15 protein-coding genes and 1 pseudogene are annotated in these 23519 nt (G+C 69.5%); 8 read left to right on the top strand and 8 right to left on the bottom strand.

The genetic code is table 11. The features are described 5' to 3' along the window. Positions 1-14: 14 nt before the first annotated feature. The 5 genes from C503_RS48020 to C503_RS0122325 all read right to left on the bottom strand — a co-directional run bounded on the left by C503_RS48020 (position 15) and on the right by C503_RS0122325 (position 4275). Positions 15-908, bottom strand: coding sequence for a glycoside hydrolase family 25 domain-containing protein (locus tag C503_RS48020; protein WP_018684453.1), 894 nt, complete (start codon positions 906-908; stop codon positions 15-17). A 12-nt stretch (positions 909-920) separates the two neighbouring features. After that, entirely contained in the window at positions 921-2198 is a 1278-nt protein-coding gene (locus tag C503_RS48015) for a glycoside hydrolase domain-containing protein (protein WP_018684452.1), read from the bottom strand. A gap of 178 nt (positions 2199-2376) precedes the next feature. Beyond that, positions 2377-2694 carry a hypothetical protein gene (locus C503_RS0122335; protein ID WP_156893388.1) on the bottom strand — a complete coding sequence of 106 codons (318 nt, stop codon included), beginning with the start codon at positions 2692-2694 and terminating at the stop codon, positions 2377-2379. Then, on the bottom strand, positions 2691-3308 hold the full coding sequence (locus C503_RS40390) for an FAD-dependent monooxygenase (protein ID WP_018684450.1): 618 nt from the start codon (positions 3306-3308) through the stop codon (positions 2691-2693). The genes C503_RS0122335 and C503_RS40390 overlap by 4 nt, the downstream gene beginning before the upstream one ends. Before the next feature lie 103 nt (positions 3309-3411). Continuing rightward, positions 3412-4275 carry a LysR family transcriptional regulator gene (locus C503_RS0122325; protein WP_033400929.1) on the bottom strand — a complete coding sequence of 288 codons (864 nt, stop codon included), beginning with the start codon at positions 4273-4275 and terminating at the stop codon, positions 3412-3414. A gap of 145 nt (positions 4276-4420) precedes the next feature. Here C503_RS0122325 and C503_RS40385 point away from each other — a divergent pair, with 145 nt between their 5' ends. Genes C503_RS40385 through C503_RS48925 form a run of 3 tightly spaced genes read left to right on the top strand, consistent with a single transcriptional unit; the run spans position 4421 to position 5886 of the window. Next, complete coding sequence (locus tag C503_RS40385; protein WP_018684448.1) at positions 4421-4759, top strand: hypothetical protein; 339 nt, start codon at positions 4421-4423, stop codon at positions 4757-4759. After that, on the top strand, positions 4756-5601 hold the full coding sequence (locus tag C503_RS40380) for an NAD(P)H-binding protein (RefSeq protein WP_018684447.1): 846 nt from the start codon (positions 4756-4758) through the stop codon (positions 5599-5601). Before C503_RS40385 ends, C503_RS40380 begins: the two co-directional genes overlap by 4 nt. Before the next feature lie 9 nt (positions 5602-5610). Further along, positions 5611-5886 (top strand): MMPL family transporter, encoded by a 276-nt coding sequence (locus C503_RS48925; protein ID WP_084477260.1) that lies wholly within the window; start codon positions 5611-5613, stop codon positions 5884-5886. Here the strand turns inward: C503_RS48925 and C503_RS48920 are convergent. Both C503_RS48920 and C503_RS0122310 read right to left on the bottom strand, forming a co-directional pair. After that, positions 5813-6007: pseudogene (locus C503_RS48920) on the bottom strand (histidine kinase dimerization/phosphoacceptor domain-containing protein); the annotation flags it as partial. The gene C503_RS48925 and the pseudogene C503_RS48920 overlap by 74 nt on opposite strands. 215 nt (positions 6008-6222) lie before the next feature. Then, positions 6223-7524, bottom strand: a complete 1302-nt coding sequence (locus C503_RS0122310) for a hypothetical protein (protein ID WP_156893387.1) — start codon at positions 7522-7524, stop codon at positions 6223-6225. Positions 7525-7919: 395 nt separating this feature from the next. Between C503_RS0122310 and C503_RS43495 the strand changes: the two genes are divergently transcribed. From C503_RS43495 to fusA, 5 genes are all read left to right on the top strand, one after another. Beyond that, the gene (locus C503_RS43495; RefSeq protein ID WP_018684445.1) at positions 7920-12146 is read left to right on the top strand and encodes a LamG-like jellyroll fold domain-containing protein; all 4227 of its coding nucleotides are present in this window, start codon (positions 7920-7922) and stop codon (positions 12144-12146) included. A gap of 19 nt (positions 12147-12165) precedes the next feature. Next, positions 12166-18234 (top strand): RHS repeat-associated core domain-containing protein, encoded by a 6069-nt coding sequence (locus C503_RS40370; protein ID WP_051114908.1) that lies wholly within the window; start codon positions 12166-12168, stop codon positions 18232-18234. Between the two features lie 100 nt (positions 18235-18334). After that, positions 18335-19249, top strand: coding sequence for a hypothetical protein (locus C503_RS0122295; RefSeq protein WP_018684444.1), 915 nt, complete (start codon positions 18335-18337; stop codon positions 19247-19249). Between the two features lie 120 nt (positions 19250-19369). Next, positions 19370-20275 carry a hypothetical protein gene (locus C503_RS0122290; protein WP_018684443.1) on the top strand — a complete coding sequence of 302 codons (906 nt, stop codon included), beginning with the start codon at positions 19370-19372 and terminating at the stop codon, positions 20273-20275. A 278-nt stretch (positions 20276-20553) separates the two neighbouring features. Further along, positions 20554-22584: an elongation factor G gene (gene fusA / locus C503_RS0122285; RefSeq protein ID WP_018684442.1), complete on the top strand. Its 2031-nt coding sequence runs from the start codon at positions 20554-20556 to the stop codon at positions 22582-22584. Between the two features lie 40 nt (positions 22585-22624). On the opposite strand, the gene C503_RS0122280 is transcribed toward fusA, so the two are convergent. Next, positions 22625-23485, bottom strand: a complete 861-nt coding sequence (locus C503_RS0122280; RefSeq protein ID WP_018684441.1) for a hypothetical protein — start codon at positions 23483-23485, stop codon at positions 22625-22627. Positions 23486-23519 lie beyond the last annotated feature (34 nt).

Genomic DNA, 23519 nt, shown 5'->3' with positions numbered 1-23519 from the left:
CTTCCCCCGAGGACTCACTGCTCGCGCAGCAGCTTGTTGTACTTCTCGAACACCCGGTACAGGCCGATCAGCTGCCTGCCGTAGTTCGCCGCGGCGTCGCCGGTTCCGTTGTAGCGGGCCAGGGTCTGTTGCGTGTCCGCCTCGCTGTAGTCGAGGTTGGGACGGGACAGACCGACGTCGTTGGCGCCTTCGATGAGGACCAGGGGCACCGTGTTGATGTTGTAGATGTCGTCGTGGCGGAGCCTGGTCCACACATCCATGCGGTCGGTGTCGTTGCCGAAGTCCAGGATCCGGCCGCCGATGATGCCCTGGCGGACGCAGAAGTTGCGGGCGCGGATGGCGGTCTGGGCGAAGATCTGGCCGAGGCCGGTGCTACTGTCGTTCTTCAGGCCCTGCTCCACGGCCTCGTCGGCGCCCGGGTCGAGGATATTGAGCTTGCGGATCTCCCACATCAGTGGGGTCTGCACGAGTGCCTTGCGGACGCCCAGGCTGCGGGCGACGTCGGTGATGAACACGTCGGCGTTGAGTGTCATGGTGAACGACTCGGTGGTGGAGCGCAGCGTCAGTGCCTCGCCGCCCGGTCCGCCGGTCTCCGGCACACTGATCGACTCCAGGTAGGTCTGGACGTCGCGGAGCATGGCGTCCCGCCAGGTGGTGTCGAAGCGCACGTCCACACCGGACTGGACGACCGGGGCGAAGCTGTCCTGGCCCGCGTCGCGGCCGGAGGAGATGTTGTTGTCGACGTCGAACGACTCGCCGAGCGGGCCGCCGGTGACCGTGGTGGTGGCGATCTGGTCGAACGCCCAGTCCACCGGCATCGGGAAGCCGAGGTTGCCGGAGAAGCCGCTGGACATGTCGGAGACGAAGCTGGCCGTGGTCAGGCCCGCGGCCCGGACGCGGCTGCACACGTTGCGCGCGCCTTAGATGCCGAGCGAGTACTCCGGGCCGTGCTCGTCCAGGATGTCCTTGATCCCCTGGAAGTGCGGGATGACGTTGTCGGTTACCTGGTAGTCGAGCGCATCGAAGTCGACCGCGAAGTAGATCCGGGTGCCCGCCTTGAACCCGTGGTGCCGGGCCCAGGAGATGGCCGCGAACGCGTCCGCCGCACCCTGCTCGCGGCGGAAGTAGGCCGCTTCGCCGCCGTAGGTCTGGTAGATCGGGAACACCCGCAGGCCCGCGGCGACGATGTTGTCCAGTTCGTACGGTTTGATCATCTTGTCCAGCGGAGAACCGCTGACATTGCACAGGTATCGGCCGACCACCCGGTACCCGGCGTTCCACAGCGTCTGGGCGCGGCCGGAGGTCACCTCGGTGACCGTGTCGCACGCGGTACCCTTGCGGGTCTCGTCGCCGTACGACACCAGCAGCGACGCCCAGGTCTGGTAGTCGCCCTGGCCCGTCTCGGGCAGCGCGACGAACCGCTGGAAGTCGCGGACCTGCGCGGACAGCGCGCTGGTGAACGACGGCGAGAACGCCACCGCGGGCCGCTGGTTGAAGATCATGGCCGCGGTGAACAGCTGCACCCAGCGCCCGGACGAGCCGACCGCGAGCGGGTTGGCCCGCAGGCCCGCCTTGGTACCCGGGCCGAGCCTGCCGTTGGCGACGTCGTCGCTCATGCCGATCTCGAACTGGATGGCCAGCAGGAGCGCCTTCTGCACGTCGCGGGAGAAGTAGCCGTCGCAGGGGATGACGAAGAAGTCGCGGCGGGCCACGAAGTTCTGGTTGAGCCACTGCTGCACGGCGCGGATCTCGGTGCTGCCGCTGCCGACCACGACGTACGGGTCCATGTTCAGCAGACCCTTGAACACCTTGGGGGTCACCCCGTCGCCGGGGTAGACGCCCGCGACACCCATGTCTTGCTTGAGCCGGGTGACCGAGGCCGAGACCTCGCTGTCGTAGACGCCTTTCAGCTCGCCGCCGGGATAGCCCTTGCAGTACAGGCCGTACCCGATGACGCGGTTGATGGCGGCGAAGGTGTTGCGGCCGTCGATGACCGGGAACCGTTGCTGCAAAGTGGACAGTGTGGTGGGGCCGAACGAGTCGGACAGGGTGGTGATGCCCAGCTCGTACTGCAGGATCCGGGTGAGCGCGTACATGACCGGCCAGCCGGTCTTGCCGTTCTCCTCCACCTTGGGGATGCCCGCCACGCTGTAGGAGTTGATGAACCGCTGCGCCAGCAGGACCTTCTCGTCGACCATGTGCTCAGCCCGCCCGCTCGGCGGCGGCGCAGGGCGCGCCGAATACGACATTCACCGTGTAGCCCCCAGAACATGACGGCCGGAGCCATGCGCTCCAGGCCGATCCCCAGTAGTCACAACCACTGTACCGAGCGGGGAGGCCCGGATTCTGCACCGATCGGGTGAACGTTTTGCCGGATCACCGCGTTCTGCGGGTGGTCCATACCAAGGTCGCCACACAGGCCGCCGAGCCCGCGAGACCGCCGAAGAACACCGGGTTCACCCAGGGCGGCACGTCGTCGTAGGTTGTGCCGTCCACGAACACGCAGGTGTTCTCCAGCGGCAGCAGGCCGGTGCGCATCTCGCGGAAGTCCGAGCCCTCGTACACCAGGCCGCGCGCGCACGCCTCGTCGGCCTCGCTGACCAGGAAGTCCAGGAGCCCCAGCGCATACGCCCCGACCGCGGCGACGGCGAGCAGCACCGCGCAGACCTTCAGTTGGACCCGAAACCGTGTCACGCCGACCACCTTCCCCCGCGGACGCCTGACCCCGAAGTCTGCCAGGATGCCCGACGCCACGGGGAAACGGCCCGGGTGATCGGCCGCGTCCGTCCCCTTTGTCCCTTACCGGGCGAGAGTGGTGAAGACGGGAAGCCGGAGTGCGGGCCGTCGGCGCCGATGACGTGGTCGAACGTGCGTTGCGCGCCGCCGCGTAAGGTCACGTCGACACCGCCCGCGTGGTCGTCGAGCGCGGTGATGGTGTCGTCGAAGAGGAACTCGATGTCGTCGCGGGTCGCGGTGTGCAGGATCCTGGCGAGGTCGCCGCGGCGCACCTCCAGGTCGCGGCCGTCGACGCTGCCGGTGAGGCCGTCCGGGTGCATCGAGGTGATCGGGTCGCCGTCGGGGTCCAGGAAGGTGATCCGGCGAGTGTCGACGTGGGCGGCCCGCAGGTCCGGCAGCAGGCCCATCCGCTCGACCACGTCCAGCGCCGTGCCGCGGATGTCGATGGGGTACCCGCCGCCGCGCAGGGCGCTCGCCTTCTCCACGACCGTGACGTCGAAGCCGTGGCGGTGCAGCCAGTACGCCGGCGCGGGGCCCGCGATGCCTGCGCCGGAGATCAAGACCGTGCTCATGTCAGCCTCTCAGGTCGATAGCCAACCCAGATATACCTGCCAGGCTTCGTCGATGGTCGCACCAGCCGCCTCGATGATCTGGACTCGGAGGCGTCGGCCCCGGTCAGTGGGGGAAGTTGGCCACCAGGAAGTCCCGTAGCACCGCGACCCGCAGTGGCAGGTGTCGGTTCGAGGGGACTATCAGGTGTAGTGGTCGACCCTTGGCGTGGTGGTCCGGTAGCACCGGTGCCAGCAGCCCGGACCGTACCGATGGCGCGACCGAGGGTACGGGCAGCAGGGCGATCCCCGCCCCGGCTATCGCCGCTCGTCGGATGAAAGACATGTCGTCGGCGGACAATGGGCCGGTTATGTCTACCGATATCTCCCCGCGTGAACCGTGCAATAGCCATCGGTCGGTGTCGCCGAAGCGTAGGCATAGGTGGGTTGTCAGGTCTGTCGGTCGTTGGGGGGTTCCCCTGCGTGCCAAGTAAACCGGGGACGCGAACAGTCGGAATCGGGCGTCCTGGAGTTGGGTCGAGCCTTGCCCGCCTGCGCCGCCGCGCAGTGCCAGGTCGAATCCGCCCTCCACCAGGTCTGTTTGCGAAGACAGGGATACCTCGACTCGCACTTCCGGGTACCGGGCCAGGAATGCCGCCATGAGGTCCGGGAGCACCTCCGCGCCCACGTCCGGTGGCGCGGCCAACCGCACCACGCCTCGGGGTGCCTCTCGACTGTCGGTGGCCGCGCCTGCCGCCGAGTCCAGTTCGGCCAGTGCGACCGAGACGCGCGCGTGGTAGGCGCGGCCTGCGTCGGTGAGGGCGAGTGACCGCGTGGTGCGGTGCAGGAGTCGCACGCCCAGGCGGTTCTCCAGGCGGGCGACCCGGCGGCTCACCGAGGACTTCGGCATCCACAGGGCTCGGGCGGCGGCGGAGAAACTGCCTGCCTCGACCACCCGAACGAAGATCGCCACGTCACCCAGCTCTTCCATGATGTCCATTGTGCCATGGGTGGAACAGTCCGTTCAGATTCCGCTCACTAGTGCATCGGGGACAACGCTCGTAGCGTCGGAGCTGTCACACGGAACAACCCCATGGAGCGCACCCGTGCCACGAACAGTGCAACGATCAACCCCCGTGGTGAATGTCGTGCTGGCCTACGTCATGCCTGCCATCATGAGCTACGCGAGCGCACTGGCCCTGGACGACCAACGGTTGGCGGCGGCCTCGCTCACCACCATCGCGATTCCCTCCGCACTCGCCGCGCTGGCCGTCACGTTCACGCCGCGTGGTGGCGGCCGTCTGGTCCGGATGCTTGTCGCCGCTGTGCTTTGTGCGGCTTCGGCTTTCGCGGTGAGTTTCCTCCTGGTCCAAAACGGACTGTTCGGATCGGACCTGTTTCTCGACGCCGTGCCGTCCGCCGTGATCGGTGGCGTGATCACGGCCGCTCGCACCTATCGGAAGAAGGAATCATGATTCTCGTCATCGGCGGTACCGGTACCACTGGTCGCGCTGTCCTGCAGGCCCTTCGCGGTGTGCCGACCCGGGCACTCGTCCGTGGTTCGGGCAACCTGCCGCCGGGCGTCGGACGGGTTGTCGGTGATGCAGGCGACCTCGGTGCAGTGCGTGCGGCGTTGACCGGTGTGTCCAGGGTTTTCCTGGCCATGGGGAATGGGCCGCGTCAGGAGGAGATCGAACTCGGGGTGGTCGCCGAGGCCGCGCGTGCCGGTGTCGACCATCTGGTCAAGGTGTCGGCGCCTGGGCCTGTCGACTCGCCGGTCGCGATCGCTCGGCTGCATCACCGGGTCGAGGAGGCCGTGCGCGAGTCGGGGATCGGGCATACGTTTCTGCGGCCGTATGCGTTCTTTCAGAACCTGTTGTTCCAGGCCGACCGCATCCGCGCCACCGGCTCGTTTCCGGCCATGACCGGTGATACTCCGTTGAACATGGTGGACGCGCGGGATGTGGCGGACGTGGCCGTTGCCGCGTTGGCAGGGAAGGTCACCGGCACGCACCTGCTGACCGGCCCGGAGGCGGTCTCGTATCCCGAGGTCGCGGCCCGGCTCACGGCGCTGGGCAGGCCGACCCGGTGCGTCGCCGTCGCGGCGGAGGAGTTGCGCGCGGACCTGCGGGGTGCGCCGGATTGGCTGGTGGATCACGTCGTGGAGATCCAACGCTTGGCGATCACCCACCCGGAACACCCGAACGACACGGTCGCTCATCTCCTGGGCCGCCCGCCGCGTCGTCTGGACGACTTCCTGCGGCAGCACGCGGTGGCGTTCGGGACTGACCACAGTGGAACGAATATCCGGGGGTGATGGTAGGCGGTGGCGACCGCCATTGCTCGGTATAGCCTGCTGACGGTCACCTCGGGTGCGGCGTTTGTGTTGGTGGTGTTGACCTACGGTGCCGGGACGGACTATGCGCTGCTGTTCGTTTCCCGGTATCGGGAGGAACTGGCAGTGCACGAGGATCATCACGACGCGTTGCGGGAGGCGTTGCGGCGGTCCGGGCCTGCTGTTCTTTTGCCGAGTTCAATGCGTGGCGTGATCCGAGTGGATCTCGGTCCAGTAGGTGGACCGCGAGTCCGATTTGGACGTTGAGCAGCGAGATCGCGTGCGTGAGACTGTCGTGCAGTTCCCGGGCGATGTGCGGCCCGGTGCGTCCAACGGGATCTCCACGCCTGGGCCCCGGGGCACGAACTCCTTGCCCACGACGAGGAATACGGCGACACCGAGGGCGGCGGCGACATCCGGCGTGGCCTGGCGGGGAACGTGGATCCGCACGTCACCAAGGTATCGCAGGGGCGGCCGGGGCGCGGCGGCCTTTGCGACGATCAGGCGATGCCGGGGTAGTGGCCGTAGGAGTCGGCGAGGGCCAAACGGACCGGGGGTATTGGTCGGACTGGCACGATGTAGTCGAAGAACTGCACCGGATGGTCATGTCGGCGCGGGTTTGTCCGGCGGGTACAACAACCGGCTGACGGTCCAGTGGTGCATGGGGCGGCAGCGCAGCAGTAGGAAGCTGATGATGAAACCCGACCAGACCAGCACGGCAGGCAGACCGATTCCCCGGGCCACGATCCCGAACGGCATCAGCAACGCCAGGGTGGACGCCAGCCACCGGGCGATCTTGAGCGAGAGGTAGCCGCCCATGGCGGTTCGCGCGGTCAGCAGGGCGGCGCCGGAAGCGGTGGTGGCGGCGAGGATCGTCGTGGCGGTCGGGGTGCCCCCTAAGCGGGTCGTGACCATCCACCAGACGACCGGTGACCAGCTCGCGGCCACGGTCGCCGCAGCGACCAAGGCGAGGGTGGGTCGGGGGCGTGGGCCGTCGGGCAGGCCGACCGGGGTGAGGTGGGCGCGCCGGAACACCGGGAGGATCGCCAGCGGGAACCCGGTGCGGACCGGGGTACGGGAGGCGGCGAGCACGCCCACGAGGGAACCGGGGAAGTCGAGGTCGCCGAGCCGAGGCGTCCAGTCCGGCTCGAACCAGACGGCCGCGCGCACCACGCTGCGGGACTCGATGCCGGATGAGGCGCCCGGGTGGTCGGGCAGTGGCTGGGGGAACACCGGGCCCACGACTTCGCGGAACGCCTGGTAGCGGGCTTCATCCGGGACGACCAGCACCAGTTTCGTCGGGTCGCCGTGGGCCACGGCCTGTTCGGCCTCCCACCGCAGATGTCTGCCAGGGGCGCACACGATCAGCACCAGGCGGGCTCGGGTGATCCCGGCGCGCACGACCGCGCGCCACTCGTGGTCGGCGGCGGGGGTGCGCAGGGCGCCGACCTGGGGGAGGTCCTCGGTGGGGTCGGCGAGGGCGACGAGGGTGCCGAACGGCGACAGGGCGGCGGCGAGTTGTTCCTCCTCTGTGCGGGGCAACGCACCCCAGCCGGACCGGCGGCCTGCGCGGGCGGGGACGTCCGCGATGCGCTCGTCGTCCGGGAACACGCGCAGGAGCAGCACGATCGGTGTGTCCGCGGTCAGCGTCGACATCGAGTCGAGAACCGGGGTCAGGTGCCTGCCGCCTCGGCGGATCGCCCACCAGGAGAACAGGAGTAGTGCGCTCGCCACCGACACCTTGGCCGGGGCGAGCCACCAGTACCGGGCGGCGAGGCTGTCCGGGTCGCCCCACAGGTGCCGTAGGTCGCGTTCACCGCTGACACCGATCAGGGCGGCCGGGAAGAGTGTCGTCCATCCGACCGCGCGTAGTGCCCGGCCGATGGTGCGGTTCTGTCGGGGCATGTTGCCGGGCATCGACCACCGCCTGCTTCTCGTGTTTCCACAAGGGCGAAGTGATATGGCGTACAGAGTCTACGCCCGGGGGTCGCGCGAAGTGGATCACCTTCGGCTGGGGCGTCGCGATACCGCCGATGGTGGGAAGTCTCCGGCAAGTGCGCCGGTGGCAGCAATTGGTCACAGTCCAGGTCGGCGGGGCTTGAGCCCGACCTCGGTGGCTGCTATGGACTGTCCACAGTGATCAACTGAATGGATCAGTAACGGAGAGAAGTTGTTCCATTCGGCCGATTTCGTCTCTATTGTCGCCGAGGCAAAGTTTTCGTGAAGTTGGTCGTTGATGTCCGGGAGCGCCCGGCTCTGGGGGAGTTGTGCACACATTCGGTGTATCGCCGCGTGCCCGCATGCGCGCGGTTCTGATGGGGTTGTTGGTGAGCGGTGGGCTCGTGGTGTCCACTGTGGTGCCGTTGCCCGCGGTGGCCGCGCCCCCGCCCGTCACCCCGGTGGCGGCCGCGGCGGACGAGCAGGCCGCGAGTGCGGCGGCGCGTCGTCAGGGCAGTGCCGTGGAGGCCGCCGACAAGACCACCGAGAACTCCCGGGTGTTGGCCAATCCCGATGGGAGTTTCACCGTCGAGCAGGACGTGCTGCCGGTGCGGGTCCGGTCCGGTTCCGGCTGGGTGCCGGTCGACACCGGGCTGCGGAAGGCGGCCGACGGGTCGGTCGTGCCCGGTGCGACGGCCATCGGGGTGAAGTTCTCCGGGGGTGGGACCGGGCCATTTGCCACGATGACCAGGGGATCTCGGTCGTTGAGCTGGAGCTGGCCGCATGGCGCGCTGCCCGCGCCGGTGCTGGACGGTGACACCGCGACCTACCCCGGTGTTCTCCCCGGCGTCGACCTCAAGGTCGAGGTTTCCGCGGCCGGGTTCCGGCACGTCCTGGTCGTGCGCGACCGGGTCGCGGCGGCCGACCCGCGGCTGAGCAGGCTCCGGCTCGGGTTCGCGGCCACCGGTGTGTCCATCCGCACCGCGGACAACGGCCTGGTCCAGGCCGTCGACGAGGCGGGCAAGGCCGTGTTCGCGGCGCCCGCGCCGGAGATGTGGGACAACCCCGCGGCCAAGGCGAGCCCGTCGGCGAGGGCGCTGGTCGCGGCCAATCCCGAGGTCGTGAAGGTCAAGCCGCAGCGGCGGGCCCGGCTGGGCGTCGAGGTGGACCGGACCGGGCTGACCCTGGTGCCGGACCGCGCGCTGCTGGCCGACCCGGCCACCGAGTACCCGGTCGAGATCGACCCGGACTGGACCGGCTACCTGGCGGGCAACTCGTGGACCTCGGTGTGGTCGAACAACCCGAACGGCTCGTACTGGCAGCGGGCCGACACCAGCAGCGACACCACCAAGGGCATGGCCAAGGTGGGTGTGACCTGCAACAACTACAACGGCAACGCCAGTTCCTGCACGCCGTCGACCAAGTTCACCGTGCGCTCGTTCTTCAAGATGGACACCGCCGCGGTCGAGGGCAAGATCATCAACTCCGCGGTGTTCCGGGTCGAGCAGCGGCACGCGGCCACCTGCAACCCGGTGTCCAGCGCCAAGGTCTGGATGACCGGTGACATCGGTCCCGGGACGACCTGGAACGCGCAGCCGTACTGGAACGAGAGCTACACCGCGACCGCGCCCGGCAACCGCCGGGTCGACGCCGCCTACGGCTGCCTCGGCGCGGGCAACCTGGAGTTCGACGTCAAGAACATGGTCACCGCGGCCGCCGGGTCCAACGACGTCAGCACCCTGACCATCGGCATGCGTGCGGTCAACGAGGGCGAGCTGCTGGAGTGGAAGCGCTACTCGCACACCTCGCCGCAGCTCACGGTCAACTACAACACCATCCCCGGCATCCCCGCCAACGTCGACATCAGCGGCAAGGCCTGCGCCACCGGTGACGCGCGCGCCGTCCTCGGCGCCGGGGTGACCCCGCGTGCCCGCGCCACCGTCTACGACCCGGACGCGGGGCAGACGATCACCGGCTGGCTCAAGTTCCACGAGATGAACGCCAACAACGGCACCGTCGGCGCGCAGATCGGCTACCACACCCAGGACGGCCTGCTCAACGGCCAGAACCTGGACATGACGCTGACGACCGGCCAGCTGCAGTACGGCGACATGGTCGTCGGCGTGGGCGACTGGGACAACGACGGCCGCCCGGACGCGATCGTCAAGACCCCCGGCGGGCACATCTGGGCGCAGCCGATCACCCGGGACGCGCAGAACGTCGTGCACCTCAACGGCGGCTACCGCATCGGCTCCGGCTGGGGCGAGTACACCATCGCGGGCATCGCCGATTGGGACCGTGACGGCTACCTGGACATCATCACCCGCCAGAACACCAACAACGAGCTGTACCTGTACCCCGGCCAGGGCATCATGGGCATCTCGCAGCAGGAGCGGGTCCGGATCGGCACCGGTTGGGGCGGGCTGAGCTTCGCAGGCGTCGCCGACTGGGACCTGGACGGCAAGCAGGACGTCATCGTGGCCGACGACGCGTCCGGCATCCTCCGGATCTACTCGGGCACCGGTACCCGCAACGCCGACATGGGCGCGTGGGTCTACCCGACCCCGTCGACCATCGGCACCGGGTTCACCGCCCGCAACTACACCCTGGCCGGTGTCGTCGACTGGGACCGGGACGGCAAGCCCGACCTGGTCGCCCGGGACGGGTACCACGTGCTCTGGCTGTACCCGGGCACCGGCACCCGCTCGCCGTACACCGGAACGCCGACGCTGCACCAGCTCGGCACCGGGTTCGGGCCGATGGACCAGCCCGCGTGGATCAAGGCGGTGCCCGATGTGGACGGTGACGGCGCCGCGGACATGATGGGCCACTGGGGCGCGACCTCCGCGAACGCCGCCTGGTTCTACCACGGCACCGGCGCACGCACCCCGATCCCGGGCCTGTACCAGTTCGCCGACGTGGCCGAGCTCGCCGATGGCAGGCGCTACGCCTGGCAGGCCGCGGGCCGCGACTCGCTGGGCTGGTGGGGCGCGGACTGGTCGCCCGCGTGCGAGTTCGAACTGGACGGTGTGCCGCCCGCGCTGCCGCCGACCGTGACGTCGACCGACTACCCGGCCGACGGCGAGATCCACGGCGGTGTCGGCCGCCCCGGCACCTTCACGCTGGGTGCCGCGGGCCAGGGTGACGTGGTCAAGTACCGCTACGGCCTGGTGACGCCGCCGACCACGGAGGTCTCGGTCGCGGCGGGAGCGTCCACTTCGGTGTCGGTGTCGCCGGTCCGGTTCGGACTGAACACTTTGTACGTCGAGTCCCTCGACCGGGCGGGCAACGTCTCGGCGCGGAAGGCGTACTCGTTCAACGCGGGGTCGGCCACGCCGCCGACCGGTCAGTGGCGGATGTCGGAGAACGGCGGCACGTCCGTCGCCGACAGCAGCGGCAACGACCACCCGCTGGCGTTGCAGTCCGGCGCCACCGTCGGCAACGGCGTGGCCACGTTCAACGGCACGAGCAGCAACGCCGCGGCGAGCAATGTGGCCTTGGACACGAGCAAGAGCTTCACCGTGTCCGCGTGGGCCCGGCTGGGGACCACGAACGGCACCGGCAGCGTCCTGAGCAAGGACGGCAACACCGTCGGCAGCTTCTTCCTCCAGTACCGCCAGGCCGACGACCGCTGGACGTTCAGCATGTCGACCGCCGACGTGGCCAACAACAACGGCGCGTTCGTCAAGTCGCTCGCCCCGCCGACGGTCGGCGCCTGGACCCACCTGGCCGCCGTGCACGACGCGGGCGCGCACACCATCAGCCTGTACGTGAACGGTGTGTTGCAGGGCACGATCCCGCACTCGCCCGCGTGGAACGCCACGGGACCGTTGCAGGTCGGTAAGTACAAGTGGTGGAACGGCACCTACGGCAGCTTCTTCAACGGCGACATCGACGACGTCCGGGTCTGGGACCGGGTCGTGGCCGCCGACGAGCTGCAGACCGTGGCCGCGGGCGACACCGAGAACCCGGCCCTGTTCTGGGAGTTCGACGACGGCGCCGGTGACACGGTGTCCGACTCCTCGGGCAACGACCGCTCCGGCACGCTCATCCCGAGCGCCACCTGGACCACCGGCAACCTCGGCGCAGGCGACGGGGCCGTCCGCGGCCCGGTGACCGCGGGCCCCGCCGTGCGCACCGACCAGTCCTACACGGTGACGGCGTGGGCGAAGCTGGACAACAAGCAGTCCCCGGCGGCGATCGTGTCCCAGGCGGGCGCGCAGACGCACGGGTTCGTGCTGGAGTACGTGCCGGGCACCGACCGGTGGGCCTTCACCACGTCCACTTCGGACACAAGTGGAGCGTCGCGAGTCTCCTCTTCGTCGGCCGCCGCGCCGGTGGTCGGCCAGTGGACCCACCTGGCCGGTGTGTTCAACGCCGCCACGGGCAAGCTCACGCTCTACGTCAACGGCGCGCCACAGACCTCTGTGGACTACCGGCCGACGTTTAACACCACCGGCCAGTTCAGCGTGGGCACCGCCAAGCGCGACGGCGCCGTGTTCGGCCGCTTCGCCGGTGACGTCGACGACGTGCGCGTCTACACCGGCGCGTTGCCGCAGAACCTCATCCAACTGATCGCCGCTTCCTGAGTGTCTGGGGACTGACCTGATGTTCGAGAAACGCGCTTCCGGCAAGCTGACCGCGCTCGCGGCCGTCGTGTCGGTACTGGCGTCCACAATGGTCGCGATGCCGGTCACCGCCGCCGCGGCGCCACCATCCGCGTTCCAACCCATCAAACAGAAGGTCGAGCCGCCGATCCCGGCGCGCTCCGTCCCCACCACCGGTACGCGAACGGACCAGCCCACCCCGGCGAAGCCCGCCGCGGTGGCCTGGCCAGCCGCCGGGACCGCGGAGGTCGACCTGGCCTCCGCGGCCCGGCGGGCGGACCGGACGGCGGCTGTCTCGGTCGGCGCGCTGCCGGTTCGGGTGACCGCGCCGGAGGGCGTTACAGCAGGCAAGGCCAGCGTGGAGATCGTGCCGCGCGGCTCGGACAACCGGCTGCTGCTGCGTGTGGCCGCACCGGGCACCGGTCCCATCAAGGTCGATGTGGACTACTCGTCCTTCCGCGCGGCTTACGGCGCGGACTGGGCATCGCGGCTACGGGCGCAGCAGCTCCCGGACTGCGCACTGTCCACACCGAACGCACCTGAATGCCGGCCGGTCCCACTCGCGACGGACAACGACGTGAACCGCAACGCGGTCGCGTTCCAGACCCAGCGCGCGAGCAACGGCGTGGCCCTGCTGGCCGTACAGGCCGACGCGGGCGGCCCGGCGGGCGACTACACCGCCTCCCCGCTGGCGGCCTCGTCGACCTGGGGTACGAGTGGTTCGACGGGGTCGTTCACCTGGTCGTACCCGATGAAGGTCCCGCCGGTGCCAGGGTCGCTGGTGCCGAACGTCGCGCTGTCCTACTCCTCGCAGTCCGTCGACGGCCACACCGCCGCGTCGAACAACCAGCCGTCGATCGTCGGCGAGGGCTTCGAGTACACGCCGGGCTTCGTCGAGCGCCGCTACCGGGCCTGCGCCGAGGACCTGGGCGGCAACAACGGCCAGACCAAGACCGGCGACGACTGCTGGTCCACCGACAACGCCGTGCTCTCGCTCAACGGCCGCACCGTCGAGCTGATCAAGGGCGCGGGCAACCGCTGGGAGGCGGTCGACGAGTCCGGCGACCGGATCGAGCAGCTGTTCGGCACGGCCAACGGCGACGACAACGGCGAGAACTGGAAGCTGACCTCGTCCGACGGCACCCAGTACCTGTTCGGCTCGGTGCCCGCCGCCGCATCCACCTGGACGGTCCCGGTCTACGGCAACAACCCCGGGGAACCGTGCCGCGCCGCCACCTTCGCCGCGTCCTGGTGCCAGCAGGGCTGGCGCTGGAACCTGGACAAGGTCATCGACGTGAACGGCAACACCATGTCGTTCCAGTACGTCGCCGAGACCAACCTTTACGGCCGCAACAACAACGCCGCCGACGCCACCACCTACCACCGCGGCGGCTACCTGCGGCAGATCGACTACGGCACCCGCACCGACAACGCCGTCGCCCCCGCAAGGGTCGTCTTCGACGTCGCCGACCGCTGCGACACCAACTGCGCCACCCACGGCGTCAACTGGCCGGACACCCCCTGGGACCGGGACTGCGCGGCCGCGCCGTGCACCGCCAAGAACGCGCCCACGTTCTGGACCACCAAGCGCCTGGCCAAGGTCACCACCTACATGCAGGGCAGCGCGGTGGACGAGTGGACCCTGCGGCACACCTACCCGGACCCGGGCGACGGCACCCGCGCAGGCCTGTGGCTGGCCGGGATCACGCACACCGGCAAGGTCGGCGGCACGGCGGCGATGCCGGAGGTGACCTTCGACGGCGCCGCCATGCACAACCGGGTCGACACCGCGGACCACTCGCCGTCGATGAACTGGCAGCGGCTCACGAAGATCACCACGGAGAGCGGCGGCGAGATCGGGGTCGTCTACTCCCAGCCCGACTGCGTCGCGGGCCAGCGCATGCCCGCCTCGCCCGAGAACAACACGCTGCGCTGCTACCCGAGCTACTGGGTGCCGGAGGGCTACCAGGCGCCGGTGCTCGACTGGTTCCACAAGTACGTCGTGGAGGCCGTGTCGCTCACCGACACCACCGGCGGCGGCAAGCGGACCTACACCGACTACGAGTACCTCGGCAACCCCGCCTGGCACCACGACGACGATGACGGTCTCGTCCCGGCCACCCGACGCACCTGGTCGCAGTGGCGCGGGTACGAGAAGGTCCGCACCCGCGTCGGCGACGCCGGCGAGCAGACCCTGACCGAGAACACGTACTTCCGCGGCATGCACGGCGACCTCGGCCCCGGCGGTACGCCGCGCGTGGTGTCCGTCGCCGACTCCGAGGGCAACGCCCTGGAGGACACGGCGGGCCTGGAGGGCACGGTCCGGGAGACGATCACCCGGGACGCGGTGTCCGAGGCGATCGTGTCGGCCACCGCCTTCGACCCGTGGCTGTCCACGCCGGTCGCCACCCGCACGATCGGGTCCACGACGACCTACGCGCGGTTCATCGACGTCGCCACCAAGCGGGAGCGCACGCAGCTCGACGGCGGCCGCGGCTGGCGGCGCGCGAGCAGCACGACCACCTTCGACGCCTACGGCCTGCCGGAGAAGGTCGAGGACCTGGGCGACCTGTCCACCGGCGCGGACGACAAGTGCACCCGCACCACCTACGCGCGCAACACCACCAGCTGGATCATCAGCACGCCCGCGAAGGTGGAGAGCCAGACGCTGCCGTGTGCCGCGCAGCCGACCACCGAGGCGCAGGTGATCGACGTCGTGCGCAACTACTACGACGGCGCCACCGACTGGACCGCCGCGCCGACCAGGGGCAAGCCGACCAAGGTGGAGTCCTTGGCCTCGTGGACACCGACGAGTCAGATATTCGTCTCGAAGGGACGGACGGTCTACGACGCGTATGGCCGGACGGTCGAGCAGTACGACGCGCTGGAGAAGAAGACCACCACCGCGTTCACCCCGACCACCGGCATCCCCACCTCGGCCACGGTGACCAACCCACTCGGCCACACCACGACCAAGACCTTCGCCGCGGAGTGGGGGTCGCCCACCACGGAGACCGACCCCAACGGCAAGGTCACCGACACCCGCTACGACCCGCTCGGGCGCGTCGTCGGGGTATGGCTGCCCGGTCGGGACCGCGCGGCCGTCGCGACCTACGCCTTCGAGTACACCATCCGCAAGGACGGCACCAGCGGCGTCAAGACCAAGAAGGTCATGCCGGACAACGGCGTCACGGAGACCTACGAGCTGTACGACTCGCTACTGCGGCCGCGGCAGACCCAGGTCCCCGCGGTCGGCGGCGGCCGGGTGGTCACCGACAAGGTCTACGACTCGGTCGGCCGCGTCTACAAGGCGAACGCGAACTGGTACAACGACCAGGCCCCGCAGATGCAGCTCGTGGAACCGATGCTGTCCAACGAGAACCAGCTGCCGTCGCAGACCCGCACCAGCTACGACGGGGCGGGCCGGGTGGCCGCCACGACGCTGATGTCGAAGGGCCTGGTCAAGGCCAAGTCGGTGAACGCCTACGGCGGTGACCACGTCGATGTCACCCCGCCCGCGGGCGGTACCGCGACCTCGACCTACACCGACGTGCGCGGGCAGACCAGCGAGCTGCGGCAGTACCAGGCGGCGACGCCGACCGGCACCTACCTGGCCACCAGGTACACCTACAACGCCGCCAACAAGCTCGCCACCATGGTCGACTCGCTGGGCAACACCTGGCGCAACACCTACGACCTGCGCGGCAGGCTCATCCGGGCGGAGGACCCCGATCGGGGGGTCACCAGCTCGACCTATGACGACCTCGACCGGGTGGTCACCACGACCGACGCGCGCAACCAGACGACCGCGATGGTCTACGACGACCTCGGCCGCAAGATCTCGCTGCGGGACGGCACCCAGCAAGGCGCCAAGCGGGCCGAGTGGGTCTACGACACGCTGGCCAAGGGGCAGCTGACCTCGACCAGCCGGTGGGTCGGCACCAACGAGTACAAGACGGAGTTCCTCGGCTACACCGACCTGAATCAGCCCACCGGGACCAAGTTCACCATCCCCGCGTCGGAGGCCGGGGTGGGCGGCAAGACCTACATCTTCCGCGCCACCTACAACGGTGACGGCAGCCCGGCGACCGCGACGATGCCCGCCGGTGGCGGGCTCGCCTCGGAGACGCTGAGCCACGGGTACAACACGCTCGGCATGCCGACCACGCTCCGCAGCCTGGGCACCACCTACGTCACCGACACGGCGTTCACCCGGTACGGGCAGGCCGAGGTCATCACCCTGTCGACCGGCACCGGGATCACCCAGCGCGGCTACGTCTACAACGACGCCACCGGGGCGGTCGACAAGTCGACGACCGTTCGCTCGACCGCGCCGTCGACCGTGTCGGAGGTGAACTACGTCCGCGACCCGGCGGGCAACGCCACGTCCATCTCGGACACCAAGACCGGCGACAACCAGTGCTTCCGGTACGACTTCCTCGGCCGGATCACCGAAGCGTGGACCCCGGCGACGGCCCCCTGCTCGACCGACCCGAGCACCGGCGCGCTCGGCGGCCCGGCCCCGTTCTGGTCCTCCTACACCTACGACAACGTGGGCAACCGGCTGACCGAGGTCCAGCACGCGGCCGCGGGCGACACCAGCCGCGCTTACACCTACCCGACCCAGGGCGACGGCGTGGTCCGCCCGCACGCGGTCACCAAGGTGACGACGACGAAGGCGTCCGGCACGACCGCGGACGACTTCGGCTACGACGCCGCGGGCAACACCACCAGCCGCAAGCTCGCGGGCCAGAACCAGGTCCTGGAGTGGGACGCCGAGGGCAGGCCCGCGAAGATCACCGAACCGGGTGGCGCGGTCACCGAGTTCCTCTTCGACGCCAACGGCAACCGGCTGCTCCGCCGGGACGCCACCGGCACCACGCTGTACCTGGGCACCCAGGACATGCGCTGGTCCAAGTCGACCGGCGCGACCACCGGCACCCGCTACTACGCGTTCGGCTCGTCCCTGGTCGCGACCAGGACCCCGGCGGGTGTGGTGTGGGTGCTGGGCGACCACCAGGGCAGCCCGTCGATCCTGATCGACGCGAGCACCCTGGCCGTGCAGATCGGCAGGCAGACCCCGTTCGGCGGGACCCGCGGCGCGGCGGTCGCCGTCCCCGGCGAGAAGTCCTTCGTCGGCGGCACCAAGGACCCGACCGGGCTGCTGCAGCTCGGCGCCCGGCAGTACGACCCGGCCACCGGTCGGTTCATCAGCGTCGACCCGCTGATCGATCTGAGCGACCCACGCCAGTGGAACGCCTACGCGTACGCGAACAACAGCCCGGTCACCTACAGCGACCCCTCCGGCCAGATCGCGGCCTGTCCGGATGGTCGCTGCAATGCCGAGACCGCGCCGTCGTTGTCCGTGGACGAGGAGAAGCGCTGGTGGGAGTTCTTCAAGGAGGCGCACGACGTCACCGTCGAGCTGCGCGCGACCGCGATCCGGATAAAATACGCTCGCCGGGGCGGCAAGGCGTTCGGCGGTGAGCTGAGGGTGCCGAAGGTGACCACCAAACCCTCCGACAACTACATCCCGGGCGCCTCGGCGAAGGGCAACGGCAACGGGGGCTACGCGGACATCATCTGCTGGGACTGTGTCCCGGGGATCGTCTACGTCTGGGAGGTCAAGCACGCAGGTGGCCAGGCGGAGGCGAACGGTCCGGCGCAGCTGCAGCGCTACATCGACGGTCTGGAGATCAGGTTGAAGTCGGAGTACAACCCGACGGTCGTCCAGCACGGGCCGGACATCGAGGTCGAGCAGTCGGCGCCATTGCCCTCGAACCCGAAACGGACGGTGATCGCGTGGACCGGGAAGGCCCCCGGCATCGAGGTCTACCGGGTCACCGACAACAAGGACGACCAGGAGCCGCCCGGTGAGGGCAGACCGCCGAGGGTGCGCACGCCGGGACGGCAGCCGTCCGAGGAACCGACGAAGGAGACGCCCGCGCCGCCCGCACCGCCCTCGATCTCGCTTCCCGATCTGCGGATGAGCCCCGAGCAGCAACGGGAGGCGGCAGGGGTGGGATTCTTGACGGTCGTCGCCTTCATCGGCATATGTTTGCTCGCCTAGTGGTGTGATCCAGGACGTCGGCCGTGTATCGGCGGGTCGAGACGCGGCCGACGTCCTGGGGCGCACCACAAATGACGGTCGATCGGACGGAGGGTCTCGGATGGGCAAGTTCGCGGTGAAGTGCGTGGTCGAGCGGACCGCCGACGAGGCAGCGGCTGCGGCTGCGGCGCGGGACTGGTTCGACGGCAGCCTGCGCACGCTGGGTGCCGGGTTCCGCGACGAGCTGCTCGCCGTCGAGGTCCGGGACTCCGCTCCGCTGCGGGACAACCGCACGCCGTGCGGGCCGCCCGGCACCCCGTACGGGCGGCTCTACGTCACCCGGATGGCGAACGGCAAGGCCCGGCAGAGCAGGCGGGCCGTGGGCGGCAAGGAATGGCGGAAGTTCCTCGCCGAGAAGTCCGTGCCGCATGCCGCGCTGTTCGTCGTGGACAACCTGGGTGACGACGGCCGGTTCGACCGGGGTGGCCCCTTCGTCCACGTCGACCTGGAGACGCAGCCGTCCGAGCCGGGTTCGGGTCGGGAGGACTGGGTCCTGCTGGAGTCCATGGTCCTGGAGGAGACCTTCGCCGAGGCGGATGTGGACGGTGCGGTGGTGGGTTTCCTCCGCGAGTTCGCCGAGAAGCACGCCCCGGTGTACGCCGAGATCTCCTACGCGGTCGGGCACCGGACCGGGTTCGAACACCAGTTCCTGCGGGACTACCGGTTGTCGCTCGGGCAGGCCCGCGAGGTGCTGCGCGGCTATTCGTGGATCACGGTCGTGTCCCAGGAGATCGGGGACCGGTTGGGCGGGGTCGAGGCGCTGCGTGCCTCGGGTGCCTTCGTGGAGGTCGCCCGGCTCCGCAACGGGGTCTATTGGCTGCGGGCGACCGAGACCTACGACGGGTATCAGATGCCCGAGGTGGAGAAGGTGTTCCGGGTGCTGGCGCCCGCTCTGCCCCGGGGCGGGCCTGGCCCGCTGGATTGGACCGAACCGCCACGCAAGATCTTCCGTGAGGACGCGTCGAACTACCGCTGAGGGTAGGCCCGTGGCGACGGTGGCCCGGTAGAGGACGTGCTCTGGGCAGGCGCGCCGTCGGTCCGCGTGGGGAAGGGCGAGTCGTGTCCTGAGTGGCGTCCTCGGTCGGTTGGAGTTCGCGTGAGACTGGTCGCGGTGAAGTGTGTGGTCGAGCGGACTGGTGACGGGGCGGCGGAGGCGGCCGCGGTTCATGGCTGGTTCGATGGCAGTCTCCGCACGTTGGGTGCCGAGTTTCGGGAGAGCGTGCTCGGTGTGGAGGTTCGTGACTCCGCGCCGTTGCGCAAGAGCAGCTTGCCGTGCGGGGAGCCGGGGACGGCGTTCGGCAGGTTGTTCGTCACCCGGTTGGTGAATGGGAAGGAACGGCAGACCTGGCGGGCGGTGGGGAGCAAGGAATGGGCGAAGTTCCTGGCGGAGAAGACCGCGCCGCACGCCGCTCGGTTCATCGTCGACTACCTCGATGAGAAGGGCCGGATGAGCATGCGCGCGCCGTCGGTCCACGTGGATCAGGAGATCCATGAGGCCGATGGGGGCGGTGGTTGGCTGCTCCTGCAGAGCGTGGTCCACGAGGAGACCTTCCGCGAGGTCGACGCGAATGGTGCCGTGGTCGAGTTCATGCGCGGGTGGGCGGAGGAACACACCCCGGTGTTCCTGGAGTGTTCGCACTCCACTTTGCACAGGACGGAGTTCGAGGAGGAGTTCCTGCTCGACCACCGCGAGACTCTTCGTGAGGTGCGCGAGGTGCTGCGCGGGTACGGGTGGATCACCGTGCTGCCCCGGGAAATCGGCGACAGGCTCGGCGGGGCCGAGGTGCTGCGGGAAACCGGTGCCTTTCTGGAGGTCGACCGGCTGCCGGATGGCGGGTATTGGCTGCGGGCGACCGGGACCTATGACGAGTACGGGATGCCGGAGGTCGAGAAGGTGTTCCGGGCCGTGGCGCCCGCGTTGCCCGCCATGGAGCCTCGGCCGGAACGCCGGTTCCCGCCGCCGCAGAAGATCATGCGGGTGAACGCGGGGGACTACCGCTGACGGGGGCCTGACCCCGGGGCGTCCAAAGTCACTTCCCGATGTGGGGAGGGGTGCATTACCCTTCCCCACGAACCGACGTGACGAGTGAGGGGGGACGGCCATGTGCAGTGCTGTCATCTCCCCGTCGCGTTTCGAGGTGATCCTGGTGTCTTGGCCGCGCCCGGTGCCTGCCGCGCGGCCGCACCGGACGTGGTGACGCGCGCCTGAACCCGTTCTGGGGAAGGTTGTTCGTCGCTGAATCGCGCCTGCCTGTCCGGATCGTCAGCAAAGGTTCAGTCATGCGTGCCAACTCGCTCGCCGTCGTACGCAACCTGGGCATTCTCGCCCACGTCGACGCGGGGAAGACCACTGTCACCGAACGCGTTCTCTATGTCACCGGTACCACCTACAAGCGCGGCGAGGTCCACGACGGCACCACCGTCACCGACTTCGACTCCCAGGAGCGCGACCGCGGGATCACGATCTTCGCCGCGGCCGTGAGCTGTGCCTGGGACGGGCACCGCGTCAACCTCATCGACACGCCTGGGCACGTCGACTTCGCCGATGAGGTGGAGCGGTCGCTGCGGGTGCTCGACGGCGCCGTCGCGGTGTTCGACGCGGTGGCCGGGGTCGAGCCGCAGAGTGAGTCGGTGTGGCGGCAGGCGGACCGGCACGGCGTGCCGCGTATCGCGTTCGTCAACAAGCTCGACCGTGTCGGTGCCGACCTGGACACCGCCGTCGACTCGATCAGGCGACGGCTGCACCCGGTGCCGTTGGTCGTCCAGCTGCCGATTGGGCGGGAGGACGAGTTCGCCGGTGTGGTCGACCTTGTGGAGTTCCGGGCTCTCGTGTGGACGGATGACTCTCTCCAGGAAGGACCGGTTCCGGAGGGCTTGCTCGACGAAGCCCATCGGCGTCGAAGTCGGTTGGTCGAGGCGGTGTCGGAATTGCATTCGGCGGCGCTCGACGAGTTCTGTGCGGAGGGGACACTTTCCGCGCAGACTTTGCGGGCCGCGCTTCGGGATCTGACGGCCAATGGTGATGGTCTGGTCGTGCTGTGTGGTTCGGCTTATCGCAACCGCGGTATCGAACCCTTGCTCGACGCGGTCGTCGCGTACCTGCCGTCGCCTTTGGACGTGCCGCCTGTTCGGGGCATTGTGGACGGTGTGGAGCAGGAACGTTCAGCGGATCCGTCCGCGCCGTTCGCCGCCCTGGTGTTCAAGATCGAGGCGACCGCCACCGGTCGGCTGACGTACCTGCGGGTCTACTCGGGCACGCTGCGCAAGGGAGAGGAGGTGCGGGATGTGGGCGCTCGGCGTACGGAACGCATCGCCCGGATCCTGCGCGTGCAGGCCGACCGGCGCTCCGAAGTGGACATCGCGGTCGCTGGCGACATCGTCGCGGTGGCCGGGCCGAAGTCGGCCCGGGTGGGCGCGACGCTGTGCCTGCCGTCGGCTCCCGTGCTGCTGGAACCTCCGGTCACGGCCGACCCGGTGGTCTCGGTGGCGGTCGAGTCCCGGCGTTCCGGTGACGGCGGCAAGCTGACGGCCGCGTTGGCCGGGCTGGTCGAGGAGGACCCGTCGCTGGTGCTGCGGACCGATCCGGAGACCGGGCAGACGGTGCTGTCCGGGCTGGGCGAGCTGCACCTGGAGGTCGCGGTGGAGAAGGTCCGCCGCAACCGCGGGCTGGAGATCGCCGTCGGCAGGCCGCAGGTGGCCTACCGGGAGACGGTCGTGCGCGGCGTGGCGGGCCTGCGCTACCGGCACGTCAAGCAGGACGGCGGCGCGGGCCAGTTCGCGCATGTCGTGCTGGACGTCGAACCGTGCGCCGGGGACTTCGTGTTCGAGTCCACTGTGGTCGGTGGCGCGGTACCGCGCGAGTACGTCCGCGCGGTCGAGGCGGGCTGTCGGGACGCGTTGTCCGAGGGGCCGCTTGGCGGCCACCCGGTCACCGGCCTGCGGGTCGTCCTCACGGATGGGGCGATCCATGTGAAGGACTCGTCGGAGATGGCGTTCCGCGCGGCGGGCCGGTTCGGTCTGCGCGAGGCCCTGCGGGGCAGCACGATGCAGCTGCTGGAACCGGTGGTCGAGATCGTCGTGACGGTCCCGGACGACGCCCTGGGCACCGTCCTGGGCGACGTCGCCGCCCGCCGCGGCAAGGTCGCCGCGTCGGTGGTCCGCGCCGCGACGGCGGTCGTCACGGCGACCGTGCCCCTGGCGGAACTGTTCGGCTACGCGAACCGCCTGCGCAGCCGGACCCAGGGCCGCGGCACCTTCACCACCCGCCCGGCCGGTTACGCCCCGGCCCCGGCCACCGTCACGGCCGGTTAGTCCGAGGTTGGCCCCGCCCGTATTCGGGCGGGGCCAACCGTCAATGCCCGCCGGATACCAGCTCGGTGGCGTGGCGCACGCGGTCGTCCAGACGCCGCTTGACGTCCGCCAGCGCTTCCGCGTTCTTCTCGATCAGCCGGTTCTGGTAGGCGGTCTCGACCGCGAGGCTGACCCCGGGCAGGTTGGTGCGCGTCTTGCAGTCGACATCGGCGGTCGCGACCTTCAGCTCCTCCGGCCCCGCCACCGCGCCCTGGGAGAACCGCTCGTCGTTGTTGGCGTCGCGCCAGGTGCGGTACTCGTACCCGGCCTGCTTCATGCACTCACTCCAACGCGCGTTCGCTTCGGCCACCCGGGAGTCGGCGTAGTGTTGCGCGCTCCCCTCCTGATCGAGCTCGCCCACGAAGTCACGCACCTCGCGGTACCCGTCCTTGAGGACCTTGACCTGGTAGCCCAGCTGCCGGTCCGCCTCGGCCGCGCAGCCGCCCTCGGGGACCGGCTTGCCCGCGGCCTGGCCCTGTCCATAGAGGACTGCCCGGGAGGCGGCGGTCTCGTTCAGTCCGGGCGCGGGGGCGTTCGTGCCGCCTTGCAGCTCGGGCGGGACCCGGTAGCCGTACTGGGACACCTCGGTACGGTCGATGATCCCGTACCGCCTGCCGAGATCTGGGTCGGGTTCGTGCCGGAAGGTGGGCCAGTCGAAACCGAAGCCCGCCATGCAGTCGCGTACCAGGATGTCGCGCGCACTGTCCACTGTGGCCAGTTGAGTCGGTGTCTCGCGGTAGGAGTCCAGGGGGAGCGTGATGCCGGACCCCGAGGTCACCACGAGGATTGTGCCGAGCGTCGGCTCGCCCTCGGGCTCGTCACCCCCGGCGCAGCCGCTCACCAGCAGGACCGATACCAGCACGGCACCGACAGTCGACCTGTTCGTCACTGAGTTC

This window comes from Actinokineospora enzanensis DSM 44649, from assembly GCF_000374445.1.
Lineage (GTDB): Bacteria > Actinomycetota > Actinomycetes > Mycobacteriales > Pseudonocardiaceae > Actinokineospora > Actinokineospora enzanensis.
The sequence above is the reverse complement of the archived record's forward strand: the minus strand, read 5'-3'. Positions and strand labels throughout refer to the sequence as shown.

What these genes read in the sequence shown, in the direction of transcription:
- C503_RS48015 (WP_018684452.1), bottom strand. Translation starts at nt 2,198, where the DNA reads ATGGTCGACGAGAAGGTCCTGCTGGCGCAGCGGTTCATCAACTCCTAC.
- C503_RS40390 (WP_018684450.1), bottom strand. Translation starts at nt 3,308, where the DNA reads ATGAGCACGGTCTTGATCTCCGGCGCAGGCATCGCGGGCCCCGCGCCG.
- C503_RS0122325 (WP_033400929.1), bottom strand. Translation starts at nt 4,275, where the DNA reads ATGGAAGAGCTGGGTGACGTGGCGATCTTCGTTCGGGTGGTCGAGGCA.
- C503_RS40380 (WP_018684447.1), top strand. Translation starts at nt 4,756, where the DNA reads ATGATTCTCGTCATCGGCGGTACCGGTACCACTGGTCGCGCTGTCCTG.
- C503_RS0122310 (WP_156893387.1), bottom strand. Translation starts at nt 7,524, where the DNA reads ATGCCCCGACAGAACCGCACCATCGGCCGGGCACTACGCGCGGTCGGA.
- C503_RS43495 (WP_018684445.1), top strand. Translation starts at nt 7,920, where the DNA reads ATGCGCGCGGTTCTGATGGGGTTGTTGGTGAGCGGTGGGCTCGTGGTG.
- C503_RS40370 (WP_051114908.1), top strand. Translation starts at nt 12,166, where the DNA reads ATGTTCGAGAAACGCGCTTCCGGCAAGCTGACCGCGCTCGCGGCCGTC.
- C503_RS0122295 (WP_018684444.1), top strand. Translation starts at nt 18,335, where the DNA reads ATGGGCAAGTTCGCGGTGAAGTGCGTGGTCGAGCGGACCGCCGACGAG.
- fusA (WP_018684442.1), top strand. Translation starts at nt 20,554, where the DNA reads ATGCGTGCCAACTCGCTCGCCGTCGTACGCAACCTGGGCATTCTCGCC.